The sequence below is a fragment of the Winogradskya consettensis genome, assembly GCF_018332715.1.
GTDB lineage: Bacteria > Actinomycetota > Actinomycetes > Mycobacteriales > Micromonosporaceae > Actinoplanes > Actinoplanes consettensis.
The window spans coordinates 200,654-222,876 of sequence record NZ_BOQP01000011.1; the positions used below are offsets into that span (position 1 = coordinate 200,654).

Sequence of the window (22,223 nt, forward strand, 5' to 3'; positions counted from 1 at the left end):
ACCCTCTCAGGCAGTGGGGACCACGGTTACGGGGATGGCCGGGTCGCCGGCCGAGAGCTTCAGGCCCTCCCACGGGATGGAGATCAGGCACTGGCGCAGGTGCTCGCGGGACTCGGCCAGCGTCGCGAGCGGGGCCGGCTCGCCACCAGCGATGAACGAGCGCTGCAGCAGGCGGTCGTTGGCGTGGTGATCCGGCACGCCCTGGGAGACCACGATCTCCTCGGTGGCGGTGCCGGTCGGCTTGTGCCGGCGGATCGCGGTCTTGCGGCCACCGACGGTCGCCTTGTTCTCGGAGCGCTTGACGACCGCGCGCCCCTCGACCTCGACCAGCTTGTAGACCAGGCCGGCGGTCGGCGCGCCAGAGCCGGTGACCACCGCGGTGCCCGCGCCGTACATGTCGACCGGTTCGGCGGCGAGCGAGGAGATCGCGTACTCGTCCATGTCGCCGGAGACCACGATCTTGGTCTCGGTGGCGCCGAGCGAGTCGAGCAGCTCGCGGGAGTGCTGGGCGAGCACCGACAGATCGCCCGAGTCGATGCGGATCGCGCGCAGATCGGGGCCGGCGACGGCGATGGCGTTGCGGATGCCCTGGGCGATGTCGTACGTGTCGACCAGCAGTGTCGTGTTCTTGCCGAGCGCCGCGACCTGCGAGGCGAACGCGGCCGGCTCGTCGTCGTGCAGCAGCGTGAACGCGTGGGCGGACGTGCCCGTGGTCGGGATGCCGTAACGACCACCGGCGGCGAGGTTCGAGGTCGAGGCGAAACCCGCGAGATAGGAGGCGCGGGCGGCTGCCACTGCGGCCTCCTCATGCGTACGCCGGGAGCCCATCTCTATGATCGGCCGTCCCCGGGCCGCCGTGACCATCCGTGCGGCCGCCGAAGCGATCGCGCTGTCATGGTTGAGCACCGACAGGATCAGCGTCTCGAGCACCACGCACTCGGCGAAGCCCCCGGACACCGTCAGGATCGGCGAGCCGGGGAAGAACAGTTCGCCCTCGGCGTACCCGTCGATGTCGCCTGTGAAGCGGTAGTCCGTGAGCCAGGCCGCCGTGGTCTCGTCGACGATGCCTGCCTTGCGCAGGAACTCCACGTCGCGTTCGTGGAAGCGGAACTCGCGGATCAGCTCGATCAACCGGCCCTGCCCCGCCGCGACGCCGTAGCGGCGGCCGGTGGGCAGGCGCCGCGCGAACACCTCGAAGACGCTGCGGCGATCGGCCGTGCCGTCCTGGAGGGCAGCGCTGACCATGGTCAGCTCGTACTGGTCGGTCAGCATGGCGGGGGCGAAGTCGTTCACCCACCCACCCTATTGCGGGAGCAGACGCAATGCTGGCGCGAGTTCATTCCTGCCGTTCACACCGAGCTTCGTATAGACGCGCTGTAGATGGTTCTCGACCGTGCGTGGTGACAGGAACAGGCGGTCGGCGATCTCCCGGCTCCGGACGCCGCCTGCCGCGAGCTCCGCGACCTGCCGTTCGCGCACGGTGAGTGCCGGCTGGACCGCCACCAGGGCGGGAGTGCGTATTGCGTCACAGCGGCCCAGCACATCGGCGAGCAGGGTGCTCGCCGCCAGGGCGCGTGGATCCCGCGCCGCCCGGAAGATCCGCACCGCGCCGGCGGCTGCCTCCGCGGCGAAGACCTGATAACCCAGAACGGCGAACTCCCGCGCCAGAGTGAGATGCGCCTCCCCGTCCTCGCCGGCCCGCGTGTGCCGCACCAGCAGCGGGGCCGCCCGCCCGCCGACCGTCGCGCCCAGCTCGGCCATGCGCTGCCCGGCCAGCTCCGGGCGGCCCAGCCGGACCAGGTCGTAGCGGGCCAGCAACTCGTGACCGTGGAACCCGTCGGAGCGCAGCCGATCGGCCACGGCGAGCAGGACCCGCACGGCTGCGTCGATCTCACCCGCACAGGCCAGCGTCGCCGCCCGCGCCTGCTCCCGCCAGTGGTAATAGAGCCCGACCGTGCCGTCCGCGGCGTGGTCGGCGTCGCGCAACTCGGCCTCGGCCAGCATGACGTCACCGCGGATCGCTGCGATGTTCGCGCGGGCGTAGTGGGCGCTGCCGTCGTAGACACGGGTCGGCGCGAGCGCGGCGCACGCCCGCTCGGTCGCGCTCAACGCCTCGTCCGTGCGCCCGCGCAGCCACGCCGCCTGGGCCTGCAGCAGCGAGACCCAGCCCGAGCCGAAGCCGAAGCCCCCGGCCTGGGCCAGCCCGGCGAACTCCGCGGTGAGGACCCGGTCGATCGCCGGCAGGTCCAGCGCGACGCTGATCAGCGTGCCCTCGGCCATCTGGAGGGCGTACTGCACGGTCGGGTCCTCGCGCCGCCATTCGGCGGTCCGCTCGACGACCGTGCCGATCAGCTCCCGGGCTCTGCCGAAATTGCCGGCCGCCCCCGCGAGGAACGCGAGCACGCAATGCGCGAGCGCGTGGGCCGCGCCGCACGCTGCCGGCTCGGCGAGCACGCCGAGGGCCAGCTCACGGGCCCGCTCCAGCTCATTGAGCTGAAGCCGAACGAACGACTCGAAAGCTCGCAGGCGGGCCGCGCCACCCGGATCCGCGGGCCTGGCCGCGGCGAGCGTGTCAGCGGCCTGCGGGCGCCCCAGCCCGAAGAACTCCACAGCGGCACGGGCGTGGATCCAGCGGACGCCGGCATCCGGGGTCGCGTCGAGCACGGCGAGGGCCCGCTCCGGCTGGTCGGCGAAGAGCAGGGCGGTGGCCAGCAGCTCCGCGGCCGGATAGCCCGCCCCCGCGTCGTGCGCGGCCGTGGAGAGCCGGCGGGCGAGGTCGATGTCGAAACCCGCGAACGCCTGCGCCGCCGCGTCGAGCAGCAGCGCGCCGTCCTGGGCCGTGCCCGAGTCGAGCCGCAGCACCGCCACCCGCAGCAGGTCGTTGCGGCGCCGCGAACCCGAACTCTCGATCAGATCGGCCAGCGTCGCCTGCAATCGCCGCGCCCGCGTGACGGGGCACCGCCGCCGCACCACCTCGCCGTAGAGCGGATGGGCCAGCCGCACCCCGTGGCGTCGCTCGTCCTCGACAACTCGGATCAGCCCCCGCTCCTCCGCCGCTTCGACATCCGCGGGGGCCGCTGCCCGGAGCAACAGCGCCAGCCCGATCGGTTCGCCGAAAGCCACAAGCTCAAGGACGTCGCGTACGCCCGGAGTCAACCCACCGATCCGCGCGTCCACCAGCTCCGCCAGGCTCGGCGCGAGCGAGAGCCGGCCCGTCCAGCGCCAGAAACCGTACGCCTGCTCGAGCTCACCGCCACCCATCGCGGCCATGACCAGCTCACGCAGCAGCAGTGGATTGCCGCCGCCCAGACGGCCGAGGCGTTGCGCCGACCCGCCCTCGACCGCGCCCCCGACCAGCGCGGTGAGCAGCGCGTGCGAATCCGCGTCGGTCAGCGGCGCCAGCTCGGCATGCGCCACCAGCCCCTCGGTCCACAATGCGCTGATCGGCGAGGGCACGGGCTCCGACATGCGCAACGTGCCGAGCAGGGTCGCACCCTCCCGGACCAGCAGATGGGTCAGCGCGGCCGACGGGGCGTCGAGCAGGTGGGCGTCGTCGACGGCGAGCACGATCGGCCGGCCCGCGGCGTCCTGCTGGAGACGGTCGACCGCCCAGCGCAACAGCCCGGCGGGGGACAACCCGGCCGGCGGGTCGGCGGGCAAAATCTGGGCCAGCCCGCCGAACGGCAGCCCCGAGCTCGCGATATTGGCGGAGGCACGGTGAACCGCCCACCGGCTCGCCGGCAGGGCCGCGACCGCCTCGTGCAGAAGACGGCTCTTGCCGATGCCGGCCGCGCCGCTGAGGATCAGGCCGCGCTCGGCGGGGCTCGCCGCGACCGTCCGCAGGCGGGACAACTCGTCGGCGCGGCCGACGAAGTCCCAGTGCTCCACGGCGACATGATATCGAGATGTATCACCTTTGGAGCCCTCCCAGCGCGCCGATGGGGAATGAGTAAAGAAGTCGACAGCAGTGAGTAAAACTCCCCCTGTCTGAGCCCGTGAGCGGCCATTACTTTTTGCAGTGCCGGTGCGGACGTGCCCGGGCCGCGCCTGGCGGGGCCGGCCCGGGCTCCGGCCTTACACCCTTTCTCCGGCCCCGTCATCGCTCGGCGGTCGGTTCTTCTTCCCGGCGGGCGTGGCACGATGGGTGCATGGCGTTGCCTCAGGTCGCTCCCGTCGAGACGCCGGACATCGAGGAGGTACCGGCCGATGATCGGCCGTGGGTGACCATCGTCTGGGACGATCCGGTCAACCTCATGTCTTACGTGACGTGGGTGTTTCAGAAACTCTTCGGTTACAGCCGGGACCAAGCCGAGCTGTTGATGCTGGATGTCCACCACAAGGGCAAAGCGGTCGTGTCGACCGGTGCCCGTGAGCGCATGGAGATGGACGCTTCGCAGCTTCATGGCTACGGTCTGTGGGCAACGGTGGACAAGGCGTGATGATTCTTGTGACGGATACGGGGCGGGTGATCGACTGATGTTCCGGCGCAATGGCAACCAATGTGTGGCCACCTTCGCCGTGGACGAGGTACGGGTGTTGCGCAAGGTGGCCGGCGAGGTCGTCGGGCTGCTGATGGACGGCTTCGACCACACCGACCCCGTGGTCGGCAGGCTCTTCCCCGACATCTACCCGGACCGCCCGGACGACTCCGCCGAGTTCCGCCTATACACCGAGGGTGACCTCAAGACCGGCAAAATCGACACTGCGGGCGCCATCCTGGCCGCCCTGCCCGACGACGGCCCCGGCGAGGTTCGCCTGGACGGCGAGGAGGCGGAAGCCTGGCTCCGCGCGATCAACGACGCGCGGCTCGCCATGGGCACCCGCCTCGACATCAAGCCCGACACGGACCTGGGCGAGGAGCTGGACGCGGCTGTGGTCGACGATCCGGCCTCCAGCCGCGTGTTCCAGCTGTCCGTTTATGCGTACCTGGGCTATCTGCAGGAATCCCTGCTGAACTCCCTGCCTGAGCTCCCTTAGGCCGCGTTGAGTGCCGCTACTTCCTCATCCGAGAGGGTGATTTCGGGGGCCTGCGCCGAGTCGGTGATCGACTCGGGGCGGCTCGCCCCCGGGATCGGGATCACCACGGGGCTCTTCGCGAGCATCCAGGCGAGCGTGAGCTGCTGCGGGCTGACCCCGTGCAACCGGGCGATCCGGGCGAACTCGCTCTGGTCGCCGCTCTCGCCCAGCTTGCCGGCCTTACCGATGCCACCCAGCGGTGACCAGGGCAGGAAGGCGATCCCGAGCTCGTCGCAGAGATCCAGCTCCGGCTCCGAGGACCGGAACGCGGGCGAGAACTGATTCTGCACCGAGACCAGGCGCCCGCCGAGGATCTCCTGCGCCTGCCGGATCTGCTGCGGGTCGGCGTTCGAGATGCCGGCCATCTGGATCTTGCCCTCGTCGAGCAGCTCGCCGATCGCGGCGACCGACTCCGCGTAGGGCGTCTTCGGGTCGGGCCGGTGGAACTGGTAGAGGCCGATCGCCTCGACGCCGAGGCGCTTGAGCGAGCCTTCGACCGCCTCGCGCAGGTGAGCACGGGAGCCGTCAACGGTCCACGACCCATCTCCCGGCCGCAGGTGCCCACCCTTTGTCGCCACGAGTACGCCCGAAGTGTCCCCGCCGTAGCTCGCGATCGCCTGCGCGATCAGCGACTCGTTGTGCCCGACCTCGTCAGCGCCGAGGTGGTAGGCGTCGGCGGTGTCGATCAGGGTCACGCCGGCGTCGAGGGCGGCGTGGATGGTCCGCACGGACCGGTCGGTGTCGGGCCGCCCTTCGATGGACATCGGCATGCCACCGAGTCCGATGGCGCCGACCTGGACATTTCCGATGCTGCGTTGCTTCATGCATGAAGGTCTACCCCCGCGCCCGGTCCTTACGCCGGGCTCTTTCCTCCTTCGTCGGGTTTTCGAGCGTGAGGACTGCCACCCCCAGTGATGCGCGTTGTCACGGTAATGTGAACAGCGTGCTGACCATCGACAGCGCGATCGTCGACGCGATCGTCGCCCACGCCCGCCGGGACCACCCCGACGAGGCCTGTGGCGTGGTGGCCGGAGCGATCGGCAGTGACCTCCCCACGAGGCACATCGCCATGGACAACGCGGCACGTTCGATGACGTTCTACGAGTTCGACTCGATGGAGCACCTGCGCGTCTGGCGCGAGATGGACGACAACGACGAAGAGCCGGTCGTCATCTACCACTCGCACACCGCCACCGAGGCCTATCCGTCCCGCACGGACGTCTCGTTCGCCGGCGAGCCGGGCGCGCACTACCTGCTGGTCTCGACCCGTGAGCCCGACGCCGAGGAAATCCGCTCGTTCCGCATCGTGGACGGCGTGGTGACCGAGGAAAAGGTCAACATCGTGGATGCGACGGTAGACGCGTGAGCGCGAGTGCGGACGGGGACGCCGTCCAGTCGTACATGTTCGGGCAGAGCCCGGCATCGGTCTATTACGAGTGTCGCTGAGCGACTCGTCCCCGACCGATATCCGAACATCTTTCGACTCACTCTTTCGCTAGGAGCATCACAGCCATGGCTATCGAAGTTCGCGTTCCGACGATCCTGCGCAGCTACACCGGCGGCTCGAAGATCGTCGAAGGCGCCGGCGACACCCTGTCCGGCCTGCTCGACGACCTGGACGCCAAGCACTCCGGCCTCAAGGGGCGGCTCATCACCCCCGAGGGCGGCCTGCACCGCTTCGTCAACATCTACGTCAACGACGAGGACGTCCGCTTCCTCGGCGCCCTCGACGCCAAGCTGAACGACGGCGACTCGATCACCATCCTCCCGGCCGTGGCCGGTGGCGCGCTCGGCTTCGCCGCCGCAGCCGCGTTCTTCGGACGGTAATCGCCATGGCTCGCTACGAGAGCCTGCTGGATGCCTGCGGGGGCACGCCGCTCGTCGGCCTGCCCCGGCTGTCGCCGACGGTGCCCGAGGGGGCGCCGCCGGTGCGGCTCTGGGCCAAACTCGAGGACCGCAACCCGACCGGCAGCATCAAGGACCGCCCGGCGCTCTACATGGTCCGCGATGCGGAGGAGTCGGGCCGTCTGCGCCCCGGCGACACCATCCTCGAGCCGACCAGCGGGAACACCGGCATCGCCCTGGCCATGGTCGCCAAACTCCGCGGCTACCGCCTGGTCTGCGTCATGCCCGAGAACGTCTCCTCGGAACGCATCCAGCTCCTCCGCATGTACGGCGCCGAGATCATCTTCTCCCCGGCCGCCGGCGGCTCCAACCAGGCCGTCGCAGTCGCCAAGCAGATCTCCGCGGAACACCCCGACTGGGTCATGCTCTTCCAGTACGGCAATGCCGCCAACGCCCGAGCCCACTACGAGACAACCGGCCCCGAACTCCTGCACGACCTCCCCACGATCACCCACTTCGTGGCAGGCCTCGGAACCACCGGCACCCTCATGGGCACAGGCCGCTACCTCCGCGAAAAAGTAGAGGACATCCAAATCGTCGCCGCGGAACCCCGCTACGGCGAACTCGTCTACGGCCTCCGAAACATCGACGAAGGCTACGTCCCCGAACTCTACGACGCCACGGTCCTCAACCGCCGCTTCTCCGTAAGCACCCGAGACGCGGTCCTCCGCACCCGCCAACTCGTAGAGGTAGAAGGCATCTTCGCCGGCTTCTCCAGCGGCGCCATCCTGCACGCAGCCCTCGCAGTCGCCCACGAAGCGGTCAAAGCCGGAAAACGCGCCGACGTCGCCTTCGTCATCTGCGACGGCGGCTGGAAATATCTCTCAACAGGCGCCTACGGCGGCACCCTCACCGACGCCGAAGAAGCCCTCGAAGGCCAACTCTGGGCGTAGCACCCCGAGCTGCACAGCGGGGCGGCCTGTCAAAGGTCGCCCCGCTTTCTCGGGCCTGCTGGCTTTCTCGGGCCTGCCCGCCTCCCCGCGTCTGATTCCCCGCGCCTGCCCGGCCCCGGCCCTGGTCGCCTGCCCTGCCCCTGCCCCGGCCCCGGCCCTGGTCGCCTACCCTGCCCCTGCCCCTGCCCCTGCCCCTGCCCCTGCCCCGGCCCCGGCCCCGGCCCCGGCCCCGGTCGCCTGCCGGCCCGGTCCCGGTTGCGTGGTCTGCCCGGTCGGCTGCATGTCCGCCTGGCCGTCTGTCTGGCAGCCTGTCTGCTTGCCCCAGGCCGTCAGTCTGCTTGCTCCGGTCGTCTGCGTGTCTGCCTGGCCGTCTGTCCGCCTCCCGGCTGCATGTCCGCTTTTCATCCGCTCGGCCGGCTGTTCGTCCGTCCCCGGCAACGGCTGGCCCGTGCAGGCAGGATTTTCAGCAGCAGCCGGGTCCGGTGCCGGACAGGTTCCCAGCAGCGTCCGTCCCGTGTGCGTACGTGGCTGACGACTGGCCGCTCCGGCCGATTGATTTCTTACAGAACGGCAGTTCACGACGCGCTAATTCAGGGTCCCCAAGCAGAGGGGAGGCCATGTGAGCACGGTGGTCATGTGCGGCTCGGTCTCGGTGGACGGCTTCGTCGCGGACGAGAATGACCAGCCCGGTCCGCTGTTCGACTGGTTGACCAGCGGTGGTGTCCCGTTGGACGAGTGCGGCGTGTTGAAGGTGTCGCAGACGTCCTACGACTACATCCGGCCGTACTGGGACCAGATCGGGGTGACAGTCGTCGGCCACCGCGTTTCGACCCGACGGACGGCTAGGAAGGGAAGCCGCCTGGCGGGACGCCCTACATGGTCGTCGTGACGCTCCGGCCCGCGCCCGGAAGCTGGGACCCCGAGGCGCCGTTCCACTTCGTGGCGCCAGGCACGTCGAGATCCACCCAGCCCGGGCGGCGTAGGAACTCCGTCCTCGGAAGACCTGGACACGTACGTTCAGGTTGACCGCCAACTTGATCAACCACCTCGGGGGCCGACGAGCCAGCCGCCTTCCAGTAAGCGACTGAACCCTCAACTGTGAGGCGCCGCCAATTCGCATGCGTGAGCGATTCCTGAAAGTGCCGCATCCCATGCGCGTGCTGCCCGGAAAGTGTTTGTTACCCGGAGCCCGGTAGCCCCGCTTCAGTCGTTCCCGGCGTCTTGGCGTAGTGCTCGACATCCATCGATGGAACGCGTTGTATGAGGTTGACTCTCATTTCCTTTGAGGACTGCTGCTCGCGGCGAGTGCGTACACGTGTGCGGGTTCTGTAGCGGCTTCGTTTTACTCCGCCTCGGATCATGTGCGCCTTTGATTATTCTGCTGCGAACTTGCTGGGCGACTGTTTCCGCAGGCGTCGTGAAATGTTCAGTAGGCGACGGCCAGCATGACGTCGGCGGCCAGTGGCAGGGCTGCGGCGACCAGGAGGACCCATGGGAGCCAGCGGCGGTGGATGGAGAGGAATGCGCCGACCGCGAGGGCGACGCTGACCATTCCCAGGACGGCCAGCACCCACGTGTACCAGCCGGGGACCCCGCCGCCGAACTGCGAAACCAGCCCTCGGACACCCACTCCTACGCCGCCCAGGCCGAGCATCGACGCGTAGAGGGACATGCTCAGCAGGCGGCGGGTGCCCGGGGTCGGGTCGTCGGCCGCCGGGAACCGGAACCGGGCCTCGTCGTCGCCGAACTCCCGGGCGACCTGCCGGGTGGCCTCCCACCCGAACGGAACCACTTCCGGGGCGGTCACCTCCCGAGTCGCTGTCGTTTTGTCCACGTCCGTAGCCGTCACGATTTGCCCCTCCCTTTTGTCCGCCTGTTGTCCCCTTACCGTGTGCAACGGATGCGACTCACGAGGCGTAACGCGACCGAAAATGACCCAGCTCACGGTGCTTGTGACATAGGTTGTCGATTTAGCGACAAATCGATCAGACGTTTACGTGACGTGCTGGTCCCGGCGTAGGCTGCGCAGCGTGATTGACTGGTCCGCGCACTTCGTCAGGGATCGGTCGGCGGGCTCGTGGACGACCCAGCGTGAACCAGAGGGACCCGCATGCGACTGACCGTTCTCGGCTGTGCCGGCAGTTTTCCCGGTCCCGAGTCGGCCTGTTCCGCCTACCTCGTTGAGGCCGAGGGTTTCCGGCTCCTCATCGACTTCGGTTCGGGCTCACTTTCGGCGCTTCAGCGCTATGCCGGCATCGACGCGATCGACGCCATCCTCATCACTCACCTCCACTGCGATCACATGCTCGATGCGTGCACCTATGTAGTGGTTCGCCGTTACGACCCCGCAGGGCCGTTGCCGCCGCTGCCCGTCTACGCACCGATGGGAGCGGCGGAGCGGATCTCCGCGGCCTACAGCTCCGATGCGGAGCCCGTCGACGACGTCTACACGTTCTACGGACTGCAGCCCGGAACCTTTCCGATCGGCCCTTTCACCGTCACCGCCGACCGGGTCAACCATCCGATCGAGACCTACGGTGTGCGCGTGGAGCACAACGGCAGCGTCCTTGCTTACTCCTCGGACACAGCCCCATGCGATCCGTTGCTGCGCCTCGCACAGGGGGCAGATCTGTTTCTCTGTGAGGCGAGTTACCTTGATGGCCGCCCCAACCCTCCCGACCTGCACCTGACCGGCGGAGAGGCCGGTGAGGCCGCGACCAAGGCCGACGTGGGCCGCCTACTCTTGACCCATTTGGTACCCGCCTGGGGCTCCGAGGCATCTACTGTGGAGGCCGCGTGTGCGGCGTACGCGGGTCCGGTGGAGGTAGTCCGTCCGGGTGCCCGCTACGATCTGTGAACTTGCCGAGGGGACGGCACGAGCGCACCATCGGAATCGATTGTGACCTTGGAGTGCCCTGCATGACCGGTCGATCAGTAGGCGGGCGTGGACTGCGCATCGTCCGACTGGCGAACTTCGTCTCACCCCGTTCCGGCGGCCTGCGGACAGCCTTACGCCACCTCGGCGAGGGTTATCTCCGCGCCGGTCACGAGCCGATTCTGATCGTGCCGGGACGCGAACGTTCCGACGAGATCACCGAGCAGGGCCGTGTGATCACTTTGCCCGGTCACCGGGTTCCTCGCACCGGGGGCTACCGGGTACTGGCAAGCCGGCGCGAGCTGACCAAGGTGCTGGAAGACCTGGCACCGGACCGCCTCGAGGTCTCTGACCGCTCCACGCTGCGCTGGACCGGCCGGTGGGCCCGTGAGGCCGGCGTCGGCTCGATGATGGTCTCCCACGAGAGCCTTGCCGGGCTGCTCGGAGTCTGGGGCATGCCCCAGCGCGAGACCCTCGCGGACCGGCTGAACAGGCGCACGGCCGAGACCTTTGACCAGATCGTCTGCACCACCGCGTTTGCCGCCGCGGAGTTTCGCCGTCTTGGGGTGCCCAACCTGACGGAGATCCCGCTCGGGGTCAACCTTCGGCAGTTTCACCCGAGCCGTCGTGACCCCGCCGTTCGTGACCGATACGCCCGCCCCGACGAGTTGCTGATTGTTTTTTGCAGCCGCCTCTCTGCTGACAAACGTCCCGAGCTCGCGGTCGACACGATTGCCGCGCTGCGTGCGAGCAAGGCCCCGGCCGTGCTCGTGATCGCTGGTGACGGCTCCCGTCGTGCGGCGCTTGCTTACCGGTCGGCGCGGCTTCCGGTGCGGTTCGCCGGGCACATCTCTGACCGTGACGACGTCGCGGCCCTCCTTGCCAGCGCTGACGTTGCGGTTGCGCCTGGGCCGGTCGAGACGTTCGGCCTGGCCGCCCTCGAGGCGCTCGCCTGCGGCACGCCCGTCGTCGTCAACGACGCCAGCGCTCTTCCCGAGGTCGTCGGTCAGGCCGGTCTTGCGGTGCGTGGAACCCCCGAAGCGTTCGCGGAGGGCGTCCGCAAGCTCATGGAGCGTCCGGAAGGCGAACGCCGCGCAGCCGCTCGCGCCCGTGCGGAGCTTTTCGGATGGCCGCAGGCCGTCGACGGGTTCCTGCGCGCCCACGGCGCCCAGACAACGTCGCTGCCATCGGCGAAGGTGACCCGCCAGACGGTTCGCCATCTGCGTCCAGCCGTTCCCGCTGTGGTCGCTGCCGCCACCGACGTCTGGGCGACGGCTGCCAGCGAGTGATCCGAGCAGTCCCACCAGCGTTGATCTGATCATCCTTGCCCGCCTCTCAAAGGTTGGGTCAGGTCTATCAGCGGTCGATGATCGAACCCGAGGTTGTCCACAGGCGGGGTCATCCGGTCGTGGCGAGTTATCCACAGGGCTGGCACCCGGCGACGCGAAGTGCTCCCGTTCCGCCTAGGCTCTTGGCCATGTCGCGTCCCGACGGCCGAGAGCCGGACCAACTCCGTCCCGTGACCCTCACGCGCCGGTGGAGCATCCATCCCGAGGGATCGGTGCTGGTCGAGTTCGGCAACACCCGCGTGCTCTGCACCGCCAGCGTCACCGAGGGTGTGCCGCGCTGGCGTAAAGGCTCCGGACTGGGCTGGCTCACCGCTGAATACGCCATGCTCCCGCGGGCGACCAACACCCGTGGCGACCGCGAGAGCGTCAAGGGCAAGGTCGGCGGCCGCACCCAGGAGATCTCCCGCCTCATCGGGCGCAGCCTGCGGGCCTGCATCGACCTCAAGGCACTCGGCGAGAATTCCATCGTCCTCGACTGTGACGTGCTGCAGGCTGACGGCGGCACCCGCACCGCTGCCATCACCGGCGCCTACGTGGCCCTGCACGACGCGGTCGGCTGGCTCGCGGACCGCAAGGCCCTGGCCGGCAAGCCCGCCAATGTGCTGCACCGCTCCATCCAGGCGGTCAGTGTCGGCATCATCGACGGCCAGGCCCGTCTCGACCTGATGTATGACGAGGACGTCGCCGCCGAGGTCGACATGAACGTGGTCTGCACCGGCGAGGGGGACTTCGTCGAGGTCCAGGGCACCGGCGAGGCCAACGTGTTCCGCCGCGACCAGCTGGATGCCCTGCTCGACCTCGGCGTCCTCGGCTGCAACGAGCTCGCCGCAGCCCAGCAGAAGGCACTGGCGTCATGACGGCCCGCCTGCTGCTCGCCACGGCGAACAAGAAGAAGCTGGTCGAGCTCCAGCGCATCCTCGACCTCGCGCTCGGCACCGGCGGTATCGAGCTGGTCGGCCTCGGCGAGTTCCCGGACTACCCGGACGTGCCGGAGACGGGCCTGACGTTCGGGGAGAACGCCCTCATCAAGGCCCGCGAGGGGGCGTCACGCACCGGGCTGCCCACGGTGGCCGACGACTCCGGCCTCGCCGTCGACGCCCTCAACGGCATGCCCGGCGTCTTCAGCGCACGCTGGTCCGGCGCCCACGGCGACGACCAGGCCAACCTCGACCTGGTCCTGGCGCAGATCGGCGACGTTCCCGACGAGCACCGCGGCGGCTCGTTCGTCTGCGCGGCAGCCCTCGTCCTACCCAACGGCCGCGAACACCTCGTCGAAGGCAAGCAGCCCGGCCGCATCCTGCGCTCCCGCCGGGGCATAGGCGGCTTCGGCTACGACCCGATCTTCCTGGGTGACGGCCAGGACCGCACCAACGCGGAGCTGAGCCCCGCCGAAAAGGACGCGATCAGCCACCGGGGCAAAGCGTTCCGCGAGCTCTCCAAGGTGATCGCCAAGGAACTCCCACGCTGACCGAGCGTCCCTAATCGTCCCCGGCCGGGCTCGACCCGGCGTGGCCCGAGCGTCCCGGTGGGCCCGAGCGTCCCGGTGGGCCCGAGCGGGCTGGTGTGGCCCCGGCATTCCCGATGGGGCTGAGCGGTGCGGTCCGGGCGTTCCCGGTGGGCTGAGTGCGGGCCAATGTGGCCCGAGCGGTCCGGCGGGCTGAGTGCGGGCCAGTGTGGCCTGAGCGTTCCCGGTGTGGCTGAGCGGCCGGGGGTCCAGGCATTCCTTGTGGGGCTGAGCGCGGGCCGGTGCGGCCCGGGCGTTCCCGATGGGGTCGAGCATTGGTCTGGCGCGGCCCAGGGCATCCCTCACTGAGGCATGGCCCGGTACGGCCGGGACATCCGTGATTTGGGCCCGGTGAGAACCAACCTGCACCGAGCATCGCCCATTGGAATCGGCGTGGGCCGCCGCGAGGGCCAGCGCGGGCGCGGGCGAGCGGGTGGGAGCGCGCGAAGGCAGGCGCGAGCGGAGCGGCTGCGGTGCCGGGTGCCGGGTGCCCGATGGCGGGTGCCCGATGGCGGGCGCTGTTGGTCGATGGCCGGTGGCCGATGGGAAGTCTGGGCTGCGGTAGCGGCCGGGTGGTTGACGTTCGGGCTGAAGCGGTGCCTGGTCAGGGATGGCGCATGCGGTGCGGGGCGGGAAGAAGGCCCCGGGGGCTGGAATGAGCGGCTGTTCGGGGCTGTGGCTGGGGTGCGCGGGGAGCCTACGATTCCGGGCGTGAGACTACGGGGGATCGGGGCGGTGGCGACTTTGCTGCTGGCCGTGGGCGGGTGTGATTTTCCGGATGATGCGCAGTTCGTGGAAGTTGTTGCCGGTGGTGGCGAGGCGGACGGCGGGGTCGCCGCGGATGCCGCGATCGATGGGCGGCTCGTTGACATGGTCATGGGTGGCGGTGGGGTGCTGCACGTTCTCACCGTGGAGGATCTCGAGCTGACGATGTGGACGGTTGCGGACGGCCGGCTCAGCCATGTCGCGGTGCCCGGTCTCGTGCCTGAGCAGATCAGCCAGGTGACAACCGGGCCGGACGGCGAGGTGCTGGTCGGGCTGTGGGACGGTGCCGGTGGGGTCTGGGAGATCCGGTCCGACGGGTCGGCCCGGCGGACGCTGGGTGCGGGCACGGCCAGGGCGAAGCTCGCCGCTGATGGGGTGACACGGGACAAGGCCGAGATTCGTGCTGTCCGGGGTGTCGCGGTCGATCCGGATGGGGATGTCTACTTCGCTGAGCAGCGCACCGAGCCGGTCACGCACGACCTCGTTCGCACGTTCGACAACGGTAAGCTCAAGACCGTTTTCGGCCGGGACCTGGCGGGTCTCAAGGAAGCTGAGTGGGCGCAGGCCCGCACCCTGACGGGCTTCCCGGACGGTACGCCGGGGACGAAGGTTGCCGCAGCCGACAACGTCCGGACCATGCCTTTGGCGGTCGCGTCGGACGGAAATGTCTACGTGGCGGCGACCGAGCGCAGTGTTGTCGTCGTTCGCCGCGACGGCACCACGCACAAGTTCCTCGGTGCGGACCTGGACCAGTTGTCGCCGCCCGAGTGGCCGTTCCAGGATCGCGGGCCCGCGACCGAAGCGAGTTTCGACGTGGTCGGTGCCGGCCTGGTCACCGACAACGCCGACAATGTCTACCTGGTCGGTAGAAGCGATCGGTACACCTCCCTGCCCGAGTCGTTCGACTGGACCGGGAACGTGACCGACAATCAGCGCGAGCTGCTGGTCCGTTCGAAGGAGCAGCGCGAACAGGAGACCGAGGTACTGCGGGTCCGCCCCGATGGCGAGCTGGCGACCGTCGCCGGGCACGCCGACGCGGTCGCCGTCGACCAGGGCTGGATCTACCTGGCGCGCTCGTTCAAGGACAAGGAACTCGCCGACCGCGTCATCGTGGTGCGGACCGCCGAGGACTTTTAGCTCAGCGTCCCGATCGAGGACTCGATCCGGGCGCGCAGGTCGGGTCCGCTCACCACGGTCCGGGCCTGTTCCATCACCGGGGCGAGGAAGACGTCCGGTCCCGGAGCGCCGGCGAATGCCGAGACGAGCGAAACCGCCGCAAGGCCTGCGGGGGAGGGCAACAGCGGGGCGCGCAGCTGGATTCCGCGTACGCCCGACAGCAGCTCAACCGCAAGCAGGCTGGTCAGGTTGTCGAGCACGGTCCGCAGCTTCTTCGCCGCGGCCCAGCCCATGGACACGTGGTCCTCCTGCATGCCGCTGGTCGGCAACGAGTCCACCGACGCGGGCGAGGCGAGCCGCCGGTTCTCCGCGACGATGCCCGCGGCGGTGTACTGCGCGATCATCAGCCCCGAGTTGACGCCGGCGTCGGGGGAGAGGAACGGCGGCAGGGAGCGGGACCGGGTCACGTCGAGCAGACGGTCGACGCGGCGTTCCGAGATGGCGCCGACCTCGGCTGCGGCGATGGCCAGGAAGTCGGCGGCGAAGCCGAGCGGTGCCCCGTGGAAGTTGCCCGTCGATTCGACCCGTCCGTCGCGGAGCACCACCGGGTTGTCGACCACCGAGACGAGTTCCCGTGCGGCGGTGACGCGTACGAACTCGAGGGTGTCGCGGGCTGCCCCGGCGACCTGCGGCGCACACCGCATCGAGTAGGCGTCCTGCACGGCGTGGGCGAGGTCGTCGCGGTGGGAGTCCATGATGGACGAGTTCTGCAGGAGCCGGTGGATGTTCGCCGCAGACGCCGCCTGTCCGGGGTGCGGGCGGATCTCGTGCAGCTCCGGGAGGAACGGCCGTTCGGAGCCGAGCATCGCCTCGATGGCGAGCGCCGCGGTCACGTCGGCCATCGCGAAGAGGTGCTCCGCGTCCGCGATCGCGAGCAGCAGCATGCCGAGCATGCCGTCGGTGCCGTTGATGAGCGCGAGCCCCTCCTTGGAGGCGAGCTCGAGCGGGGCGAGACCGGCGGTGTGCAGGGCCTGGGCGGCGTCGGCGCGGGAGCCGTCCTTGCCGAGCACCCAGCCCTCGCCGAGCAGCACCAGCGCGCAGTGCGCCAGCGGGGCGAGGTCACCGGACGCACCCAGCGAGCCGTGTTCCGGCACCCACGGCGTGATGTCGTGGTTGAGTAGGTCGACGAGGCCCTGCGCGAGCTTCGGGCGTACCCCGGAAAGACCTAATGCCAGCGACCGTACGCGCAGCAGCATCATCGCCCGCACCACCTCGCGCGGCATGGGTGCACCCACTCCGGCAGCGTGTGAACGGATCAGCGCGTGCTGCAACTCGGCACGGCGCTCGGGGGCGATGGACGTGTTCGCCAGAGCGCCGAAGCCGGTGGACACGCCGTAGACCGGGCGCCCGGACGCCTCGATCCCGTCGACGATGTCCCGGCTGCGTGTCATGGCGGCGACGGCTGCCTCGGCGATCTCGACCCGCGCGTCGTGGCGTGCGACCGCGATGACGTCGGCGGCGGTGACTCCGGTGGACTGGACTATGACCTTCATAACGGCACTCCGTCGTGCAGAACTGTGCTGATCAGGGGAACTCCGGGCCGGTAGGCCAGGTGCAGGTAGGAGGGAGCGTTGAGCAGGACCAGATCGGCCCGCGCCCCGGGGCGGATCACCCCGAGGTCGTCGCGGCGCAGGGCCCGGGCACCACCTGCGGTCGCTGCCCACAACGCTTCAGCAGGAGACAGACCCATCTCGCGTACGCCCAGAGCCAAGCAGAACGGCATCGACGACGTGAACGACGACCCGGGATTGCAGTCGGTGGCGAGTGCGACAACTACGCCTGCGTCGAGCAACCGCCGCGCATCCGGGTACGGCGACCGCGTCGAGAACTCAGCACCGGGCAGCAACGTGGCGACGGTGTCCGAGCCGGCGAGCGCGTCCACGTCGGCGTCACTGAGATGCGTGCAGTGGTCGGCGCTCGCGGCACCCAGCTCGACCGCGATCCGCACACCCGGCCCGGCGCTCAGCTGGTTGGCGTGGATCCGCAACCCGAGCCCGGCCCGCGCGCCGGCCTGGAGAATTTCGCGCGCCTGGTCGCCGTCGAAGGCACCGCGTTCGCAGAAGACGTCGATCCAGCGGGCGTGGGGTGCGGCGGCCTCGAGCATCGGCCCGGCCACCAGCGCCACGTAGTCGTCGGGCCGGTCCTGATATTCGACGGGTACGACGTGGGCGCCCAGGAACGTCGTCTCAGTGGTCAGCCGCCGGGCGATCCGCAGGCTGCGGGCTTCCTCGTCGACGCTGAGCCCGTACCCACTCTTGATCTCGATTGTGGTGGTGCCCTGCCGCCGCATCTCGCGCACGAGCCGGTCGGCCCCGGCGTGCAGGACGTCGTCACCGGCGGACCGGGTGGCGGCGACCGTGGTCCGGATGCCGCCGCCGGTGTAGGACTCGCCGGCCATGCGTGCGGCGAACTCCGCCGCCCGGTCCCCGGCGAAGACGAGATGGGCGTGGCTGTCGACGAACCCGGGAATCACCGCGCGCCCGGCGGCGTCGATCCGCTCATCAGCGGCCGGTGCCGCTGCCGCCGGCCCGACCCAGGCGATCCGCTCACCGTCGAGGACAACGGCCGCGTCGTGGATGATCCCGACCGCGTCGTCCTGCGTAACCAGCTCACCGATGTTCGTGAGAAGCAAGGTCATGAGAGGACCGCCCGGAGTGCGGGGGCGACGTCGAAGTTCGTGTGGTGCCGATCGGTGACGACGGCGCGCCCGTCGACGATCACGTCGGTGACATCGGCGTTGGTGGCGGCGTAGACGAGGCCGGTGGGGTCGCTGCCCGCTGTGCGTACGGAATTGAGGGAGACCGCGACCAGATCCGCCCGCTTGCCCACCGCGATCTCACCGGCGTCCTGCCAGCCCAGCGCGGCATGCGCGGTCGCGGCGCGGATGAGCTCGGCGGGAGTGAAGTGCCCGCGGCGTTCGGTGGCGAGGCGTTCGTCGAGTTCGAGTCCGCGGGCCTCCTCGAACGGGTCGATGACCGCATGGCTGTCGCTGCCGAGGCTGAGCGGCGAACCCGCGTCGGCCAGGGCGCGGGCCGGGCCGATACCGTCCGCCAGGTCGCGTTCGGTCGTGGGGCAGACGCAGACGCCGGTGCCCGAGTTGCCGAGCAGTCGGATGTCGCCGTCGGTGAGATGAGTGGCGTGCACGGCGGTGGTGCCCGGGCCGAGCAAGCCGTGCCGGTCCAGCAGTTCGGTCGGTGTGCAGCCGTGAACCGCGTGGCACTGGTCGTTCTCCGCGCGTTGCTCGGAGAGGTGAATGTGCAGTGGTGCGATCCCCGTGCACGAGGCGAGCGCGGACGTCGGAACGGCCCGCACGGAATGCAGGGCAGCGCCGACGATCGCGTGCGAAGCCTGAGTAGCCAGCGCCGATCTCCGGGAATGCCACTGGTCGGCATCGCCGTCGCCGAACCGCCGCTGCACTCCCTCCAGCGGTCGTCCATCCACACTGGATGTCAGATAGAGCGTGTCCAGCAGAGTGATGCGGATGCCGGCGTCCTCTGCAGCCGCGATCAGCGCGTTTCCCATGGCGTTGGGGTCGGCGTAGGGCGTGCCGTCCGGCCCGTGGTGCAAGTAGTGGAATTCGCCCACGGAGGTGATCCCGGCCAGCGCCATCTCGCCGTAGACGGCCCGCGCCAGCGCGTAGTAACTGTCGGGGTCGAGCCGGGCGGCGACCGCGTACATCCGCTCGCGCCACGTCCAGAAACTGCCGCGATCGTCGTGTGTCCGGCCGCGCAGTGCCCGGTGGAAAGCGTGCGAGTGCGCGTTCGCGAATCCCGGCAGGACGAGGCCGTGCAACCGGGTCCCGGCCGGCGCGGCCCCAGCCGTCACCGACGTGAAACGCCCGTCGCTGACCTCGATGGCGACATTGCGTTCCACCCGGCCGCCGACCCACGCGAAGTCGGCGAAACACCTCACCGCGAATCCTTGCGGGAGAGGTGATCGAGCACGGTGGCCAGGGCCGTGACGCCGGCCGCGCAGTCGCTGTCGGGTGCGTGCTCGGCGGGGGAGTGGGAGACCCCGGTCGGGTTGCGGACGAAGAGCATCGCGGTCGGGACGTGCGCCGACAACACGCCCGCGTCGTGGCCCGCGCCCGTCGGCAGGATCGGGGCATCGCCGAGGATGCCGGACAGCCGCGAGGCGAGCGTGGTGTCAAAGGTGACCTGCGGGGAGTTCGACTCGGGCTCGACGACCACCGTCGTGCCGTCGCGCTCCGCGCGGTCGTGTGCGCGTTTGAGGACCGCCTCGACCAGCCGGTCCAGCGTCGCGGTGTCCTCGGCGCGGGCGTCGAGCCAGCCCCGGACCAGCGACGGGATCGCGTTGGTGGCGTTGGGCTCCACGAGGACCCGGGCGATGGTGGCGTGGGCGCCGGAGAGCCGCGCCTCCTTGTTCGCCGCGAGCACCGTGTAGGCGAAGGTGAGCATCGGATCGTGGCGATCGGCCATCCGGGTCGTGCCCGCGTGGTCACCCGAGCCGGTGAAGTCCATCCGCCACCGTCCGTGCGGCCAGATCGCGCTCGCGACTCCGACGGGTGCGTCGAGGTCGGCCAGTGCACGGCCCTGTTCGATGTGCAGCTCGACAACCGCTGACATCCGGCCCATCAAATCCGGGAGGGCACCGGCAGGGCGTACGCCGAGCGCCTCCCCGAACGTCACCCCGTCGGCATCGCGCAGCTTCGCCGCCTTCTTGGGGGTGATCGCACCGGTGATGAGCCGCGAACCGAGGCACGGCACGCCGAACCGGCCACCCTCCTCCTCGACGAACGCCGCGATCCCGATCGGCTTGTCCGGCGTGACACCGCGTTCGCGGAGGGCGTCGACGGCGAGGAACGCGCTGACGATCCCGAGGGGCCCGTCGTAGCCCCCGCCGTGCGGCACCGAGTCGAAGTGCGATCCCGTGATGACCGCGTCGTGTCCCCAGGACTGTCCCCACCAGGCGAACAAGTTGCCGTTGCCGTCCTCGGAGACGTCCATGTCGCGGCGTGCCGCCTGGTTACGGAACCAGTCACGCAACACGAGTTCGGGGGTGCTCAACGCGTACCGTAAATAGCCGCCCTTGGGGTCGCGGCCGATCGGCGCGATCTCCTGCCAGAGCTGTTCGAAGGCCGCGGTCATTTGCCCGCCATCGGGATGTGGACGCCGCTCGCGGCAGCGGATTCGTAGCCCGCGTCGACGTGGCGCAGGACGCCGGTGGCCGGGTCGTTGGTGAGCACGCGCTCGATCTTCTGGCCGGCCAGGGCGGTGCCGTCCGCGACGCAGACCTGCCCGGCGTGGATGGACCGGCCGATGCCGACGCCGCCGCCGTGGTGGATCGACACCCAGCTCGCGCCGCTCGCGGTGTTGACCATCGCGTTCAGCAGCGGCCAGTCGGCGATCGCGTCCGAACCGTCGAGCATCGCCTCGGTCTCCCGGTAGGGCGACGCCACCGAGCCGGAGTCGAGGTGGTCGCGGCCGATCACGATCGGCGCCGACAGCTCACCGCTGGCCACCATGTCGTTGAAGCGGACGCCGGCCTTGTCGCGCTCGCCGTAGCCGAGCCAGCAGATGCGCGCGGGCAGCCCCTGGAACGCGACGCGCTCCCCGGCCAGTTTGATCCAGCGGGCGAGCGGCTCGTTCTCCGGGAACAGGTCGAGGACCGCACGGTCGGTCTTGGCGATGTCGGCCGGGTCGCCGGACAGCGCGGCCCAGCGGAACGGGCCCTTGCCCTCGGCGAACAACGGCCGGATGTACGCGGGCACGAAGCCGGGAAAGTCGAAAGCGCGGGTGTAACCGGCCAGCTGCGCCTCACCGCGGATCGAGTTGCCGTAGTCGAACACCTCGGCACCCGCGTCCAGGAAGCCGACCATCGCCGCGACGTGCTTGGCCATGCTCCCGCGTGCCCGGTCTGTGAACTCCTCCGGCTTGGTGCGCGCGAGCTCGGCGGCATCGGCGAGCTCCACGCCGACGGGGATGTAGGAGAGCGGGTCGTGCGCGCTGGTCTGGTCGGTCACGATGTCGATGTCGACGCCGCGGATCAGCAGCTCGGGGAAGACAAGGGCTGCATTGCCCACCACTCCTACCGACAATGCGCGGCGTTCGCGCTTCGCGGTCTCCGCGATCCGCACGGCCTCGTCCAGGTCGCCGGCGACGACGTCGAGGTAGCGCTGCTCCACCCGTCGCCGCAGCCGCGTCTCGTCGATGTCGACGATCAGGCAGACACCGCCGTTCATCGTCACCGCGAGCGGCTGCGCGCCACCCATCCCGCCGCAGCCCGCGGTCAGCGTCAGGGTGCCGGCCAGGTCACCGCCGTAACGCTTCGCGGCGATCGCGGCGAACGTCTCGTAGGTGCCCTGCAGGATGCCCTGGGTGCCGATGTAGATCCACGAACCGGCGGTCATCTGCCCGTACATCGTCAGGCCGAGCTTCTCCAGCCGGCGAAACTCGGGCCACGTCGCCCAGTCACCCACCAGGTTCGAGTTGGCGATCAAAACCCGGGGAGCCCATTCATGGGTACGCAGGACGCCGACCGGCTTGCCCGACTGCACGAGCAGCGTCTCGTCGTCGCGCAGCTCGTCCAGCTCCCGGACGATCGCATGGAACGACGGCCAGTCGCGGGCCGCACGCCCGGTGCCGCCGTAGACCACGAGATCCTCGGGACGCTCGGCCACTGCCGGGTCGAGGTTGTTCATGAGCATCCGCTTGGCGGCCTCTTGCGGCCACCCCTTGGCGGTGTACGCAGTGCCGCGCGGCGCGACTACCCCTGGCATC

The 22,223-nt window shown here is 69.8% G+C and carries 19 protein-coding genes and 1 pseudogene; 11 read left to right on the plus strand and 9 right to left on the minus strand.

The window, feature by feature from the left end; translation table 11 throughout:
- Positions 1-6: 6 nt before the first annotated feature.
- A complete protein-coding gene (locus Aco04nite_RS13320; RefSeq protein WP_438874913.1) occupies positions 7-1,272 on the minus strand; it encodes a nicotinate phosphoribosyltransferase in 1,266 nt (421 codons plus the stop codon).
- A 30-nt stretch (positions 1,273-1,302) separates the two neighbouring features.
- Positions 1,303-3,888, minus strand: coding sequence for a helix-turn-helix transcriptional regulator (locus Aco04nite_RS13325; RefSeq protein ID WP_212997547.1), 2,586 nt, complete (start codon positions 3,886-3,888; stop codon positions 1,303-1,305).
- Positions 3,889-4,148: 260 nt separating this feature from the next.
- On the opposite strand from Aco04nite_RS13325, the gene clpS reads away from it, so the two are divergent.
- Entirely contained in the window at positions 4,149-4,439 is a 291-nt protein-coding gene (gene clpS, locus Aco04nite_RS13330) for an ATP-dependent Clp protease adapter ClpS (protein WP_203842166.1), read from the plus strand.
- A 37-nt stretch (positions 4,440-4,476) separates the two neighbouring features.
- On the plus strand, positions 4,477-4,977 hold the full coding sequence (locus Aco04nite_RS13335) for a DUF2017 domain-containing protein (RefSeq protein ID WP_203842165.1): 501 nt from the start codon (positions 4,477-4,479) through the stop codon (positions 4,975-4,977).
- Here the strand turns inward: Aco04nite_RS13335 and Aco04nite_RS13340 are convergent.
- Positions 4,974-5,840: an aldo/keto reductase gene (locus Aco04nite_RS13340; RefSeq protein WP_212997548.1), complete on the minus strand. Its 867-nt coding sequence runs from the start codon at positions 5,838-5,840 to the stop codon at positions 4,974-4,976. The genes Aco04nite_RS13335 and Aco04nite_RS13340 overlap by 4 nt on opposite strands.
- Before the next feature lie 119 nt (positions 5,841-5,959).
- Between Aco04nite_RS13340 and Aco04nite_RS13345 the strand changes: the two are divergent.
- From Aco04nite_RS13345 to Aco04nite_RS13360, 4 genes and pseudogenes are all read left to right on the plus strand, one after another.
- Positions 5,960-6,462, plus strand: a pseudogene (locus Aco04nite_RS13345) (M67 family metallopeptidase).
- Positions 6,463-6,528: 66 nt separating this feature from the next.
- Entirely contained in the window at positions 6,529-6,843 is a 315-nt protein-coding gene (locus Aco04nite_RS13350) for a MoaD family protein (RefSeq protein WP_203842162.1), read from the plus strand.
- A gap of 5 nt (positions 6,844-6,848) precedes the next feature.
- Positions 6,849-7,814: a PLP-dependent cysteine synthase family protein gene (locus Aco04nite_RS13355; RefSeq protein WP_212997550.1), complete on the plus strand. Its 966-nt coding sequence runs from the start codon at positions 6,849-6,851 to the stop codon at positions 7,812-7,814.
- A 619-nt stretch (positions 7,815-8,433) separates the two neighbouring features.
- On the plus strand, positions 8,434-8,703 hold the full coding sequence (locus tag Aco04nite_RS13360; protein ID WP_244875959.1) for a hypothetical protein: 270 nt from the start codon (positions 8,434-8,436) through the stop codon (positions 8,701-8,703).
- A 537-nt stretch (positions 8,704-9,240) separates the two neighbouring features.
- Here the strand turns inward: Aco04nite_RS13360 and Aco04nite_RS13365 are convergent.
- On the minus strand, positions 9,241-9,663 hold the full coding sequence (locus tag Aco04nite_RS13365) for a hypothetical protein (protein WP_212997551.1): 423 nt from the start codon (positions 9,661-9,663) through the stop codon (positions 9,241-9,243).
- 261 nt (positions 9,664-9,924) lie between these two features.
- Here Aco04nite_RS13365 and Aco04nite_RS13370 point away from each other — a divergent pair, with 261 nt between their 5' ends.
- From Aco04nite_RS13370 to Aco04nite_RS13390, 5 genes are all read left to right on the plus strand, one after another.
- Positions 9,925-10,671, plus strand: a complete 747-nt coding sequence (locus Aco04nite_RS13370; protein WP_212997552.1) for an MBL fold metallo-hydrolase — start codon at positions 9,925-9,927, stop codon at positions 10,669-10,671.
- Positions 10,672-10,733: 62 nt separating this feature from the next.
- On the plus strand, positions 10,734-11,978 hold the full coding sequence (locus tag Aco04nite_RS13375; RefSeq protein WP_212997553.1) for a glycosyltransferase: 1,245 nt from the start codon (positions 10,734-10,736) through the stop codon (positions 11,976-11,978).
- 188 nt (positions 11,979-12,166) lie between these two features.
- Positions 12,167-12,895, plus strand: coding sequence for a ribonuclease PH (rph, locus tag Aco04nite_RS13380; protein ID WP_203842157.1), 729 nt, complete (start codon positions 12,167-12,169; stop codon positions 12,893-12,895).
- Positions 12,892-13,506 carry an RdgB/HAM1 family non-canonical purine NTP pyrophosphatase gene (gene rdgB / locus Aco04nite_RS13385; RefSeq protein WP_212997554.1) on the plus strand — a complete coding sequence of 205 codons (615 nt, stop codon included), beginning with the start codon at positions 12,892-12,894 and terminating at the stop codon, positions 13,504-13,506. The genes rph and rdgB overlap by 4 nt, the downstream gene beginning before the upstream one ends.
- A 747-nt stretch (positions 13,507-14,253) precedes the next feature.
- Positions 14,254-15,444 (plus strand): NHL repeat-containing protein, encoded by a 1,191-nt coding sequence (locus Aco04nite_RS13390; protein ID WP_212997555.1) that lies wholly within the window; start codon positions 14,254-14,256, stop codon positions 15,442-15,444.
- Here the strand turns inward: Aco04nite_RS13390 and hutH are convergent.
- From hutH to hutU, 5 genes are read right to left on the minus strand one after another with little or no spacing between them, the layout of a single operon-like run.
- Complete coding sequence (gene hutH, locus Aco04nite_RS13395; RefSeq protein ID WP_212997556.1) at positions 15,441-16,976, minus strand: histidine ammonia-lyase; 1,536 nt, start codon at positions 16,974-16,976, stop codon at positions 15,441-15,443. The genes Aco04nite_RS13390 and hutH overlap by 4 nt on opposite strands.
- A complete protein-coding gene (gene hutI, locus Aco04nite_RS13400; protein WP_212997557.1) occupies positions 16,973-18,121 on the minus strand; it encodes an imidazolonepropionase in 1,149 nt (382 codons plus the stop codon). Before hutI ends, hutH begins: the two co-directional genes overlap by 4 nt.
- On the minus strand, positions 18,118-19,395 hold the full coding sequence (locus tag Aco04nite_RS13405) for a formimidoylglutamate deiminase (protein ID WP_212997558.1): 1,278 nt from the start codon (positions 19,393-19,395) through the stop codon (positions 18,118-18,120). Before Aco04nite_RS13405 ends, hutI begins: the two co-directional genes overlap by 4 nt.
- Positions 19,392-20,591 carry an allantoate amidohydrolase gene (locus Aco04nite_RS13410; protein ID WP_212997559.1) on the minus strand — a complete coding sequence of 400 codons (1,200 nt, stop codon included), beginning with the start codon at positions 20,589-20,591 and terminating at the stop codon, positions 19,392-19,394. The genes Aco04nite_RS13405 and Aco04nite_RS13410 overlap by 4 nt, the downstream gene beginning before the upstream one ends.
- On the minus strand, positions 20,588-22,222 hold the full coding sequence (gene hutU, locus Aco04nite_RS13415) for a urocanate hydratase (RefSeq protein WP_212997560.1): 1,635 nt from the start codon (positions 22,220-22,222) through the stop codon (positions 20,588-20,590). The genes Aco04nite_RS13410 and hutU overlap by 4 nt, the downstream gene beginning before the upstream one ends.
- Between the last annotated feature and the right edge of the window lies 1 nt (position 22,223).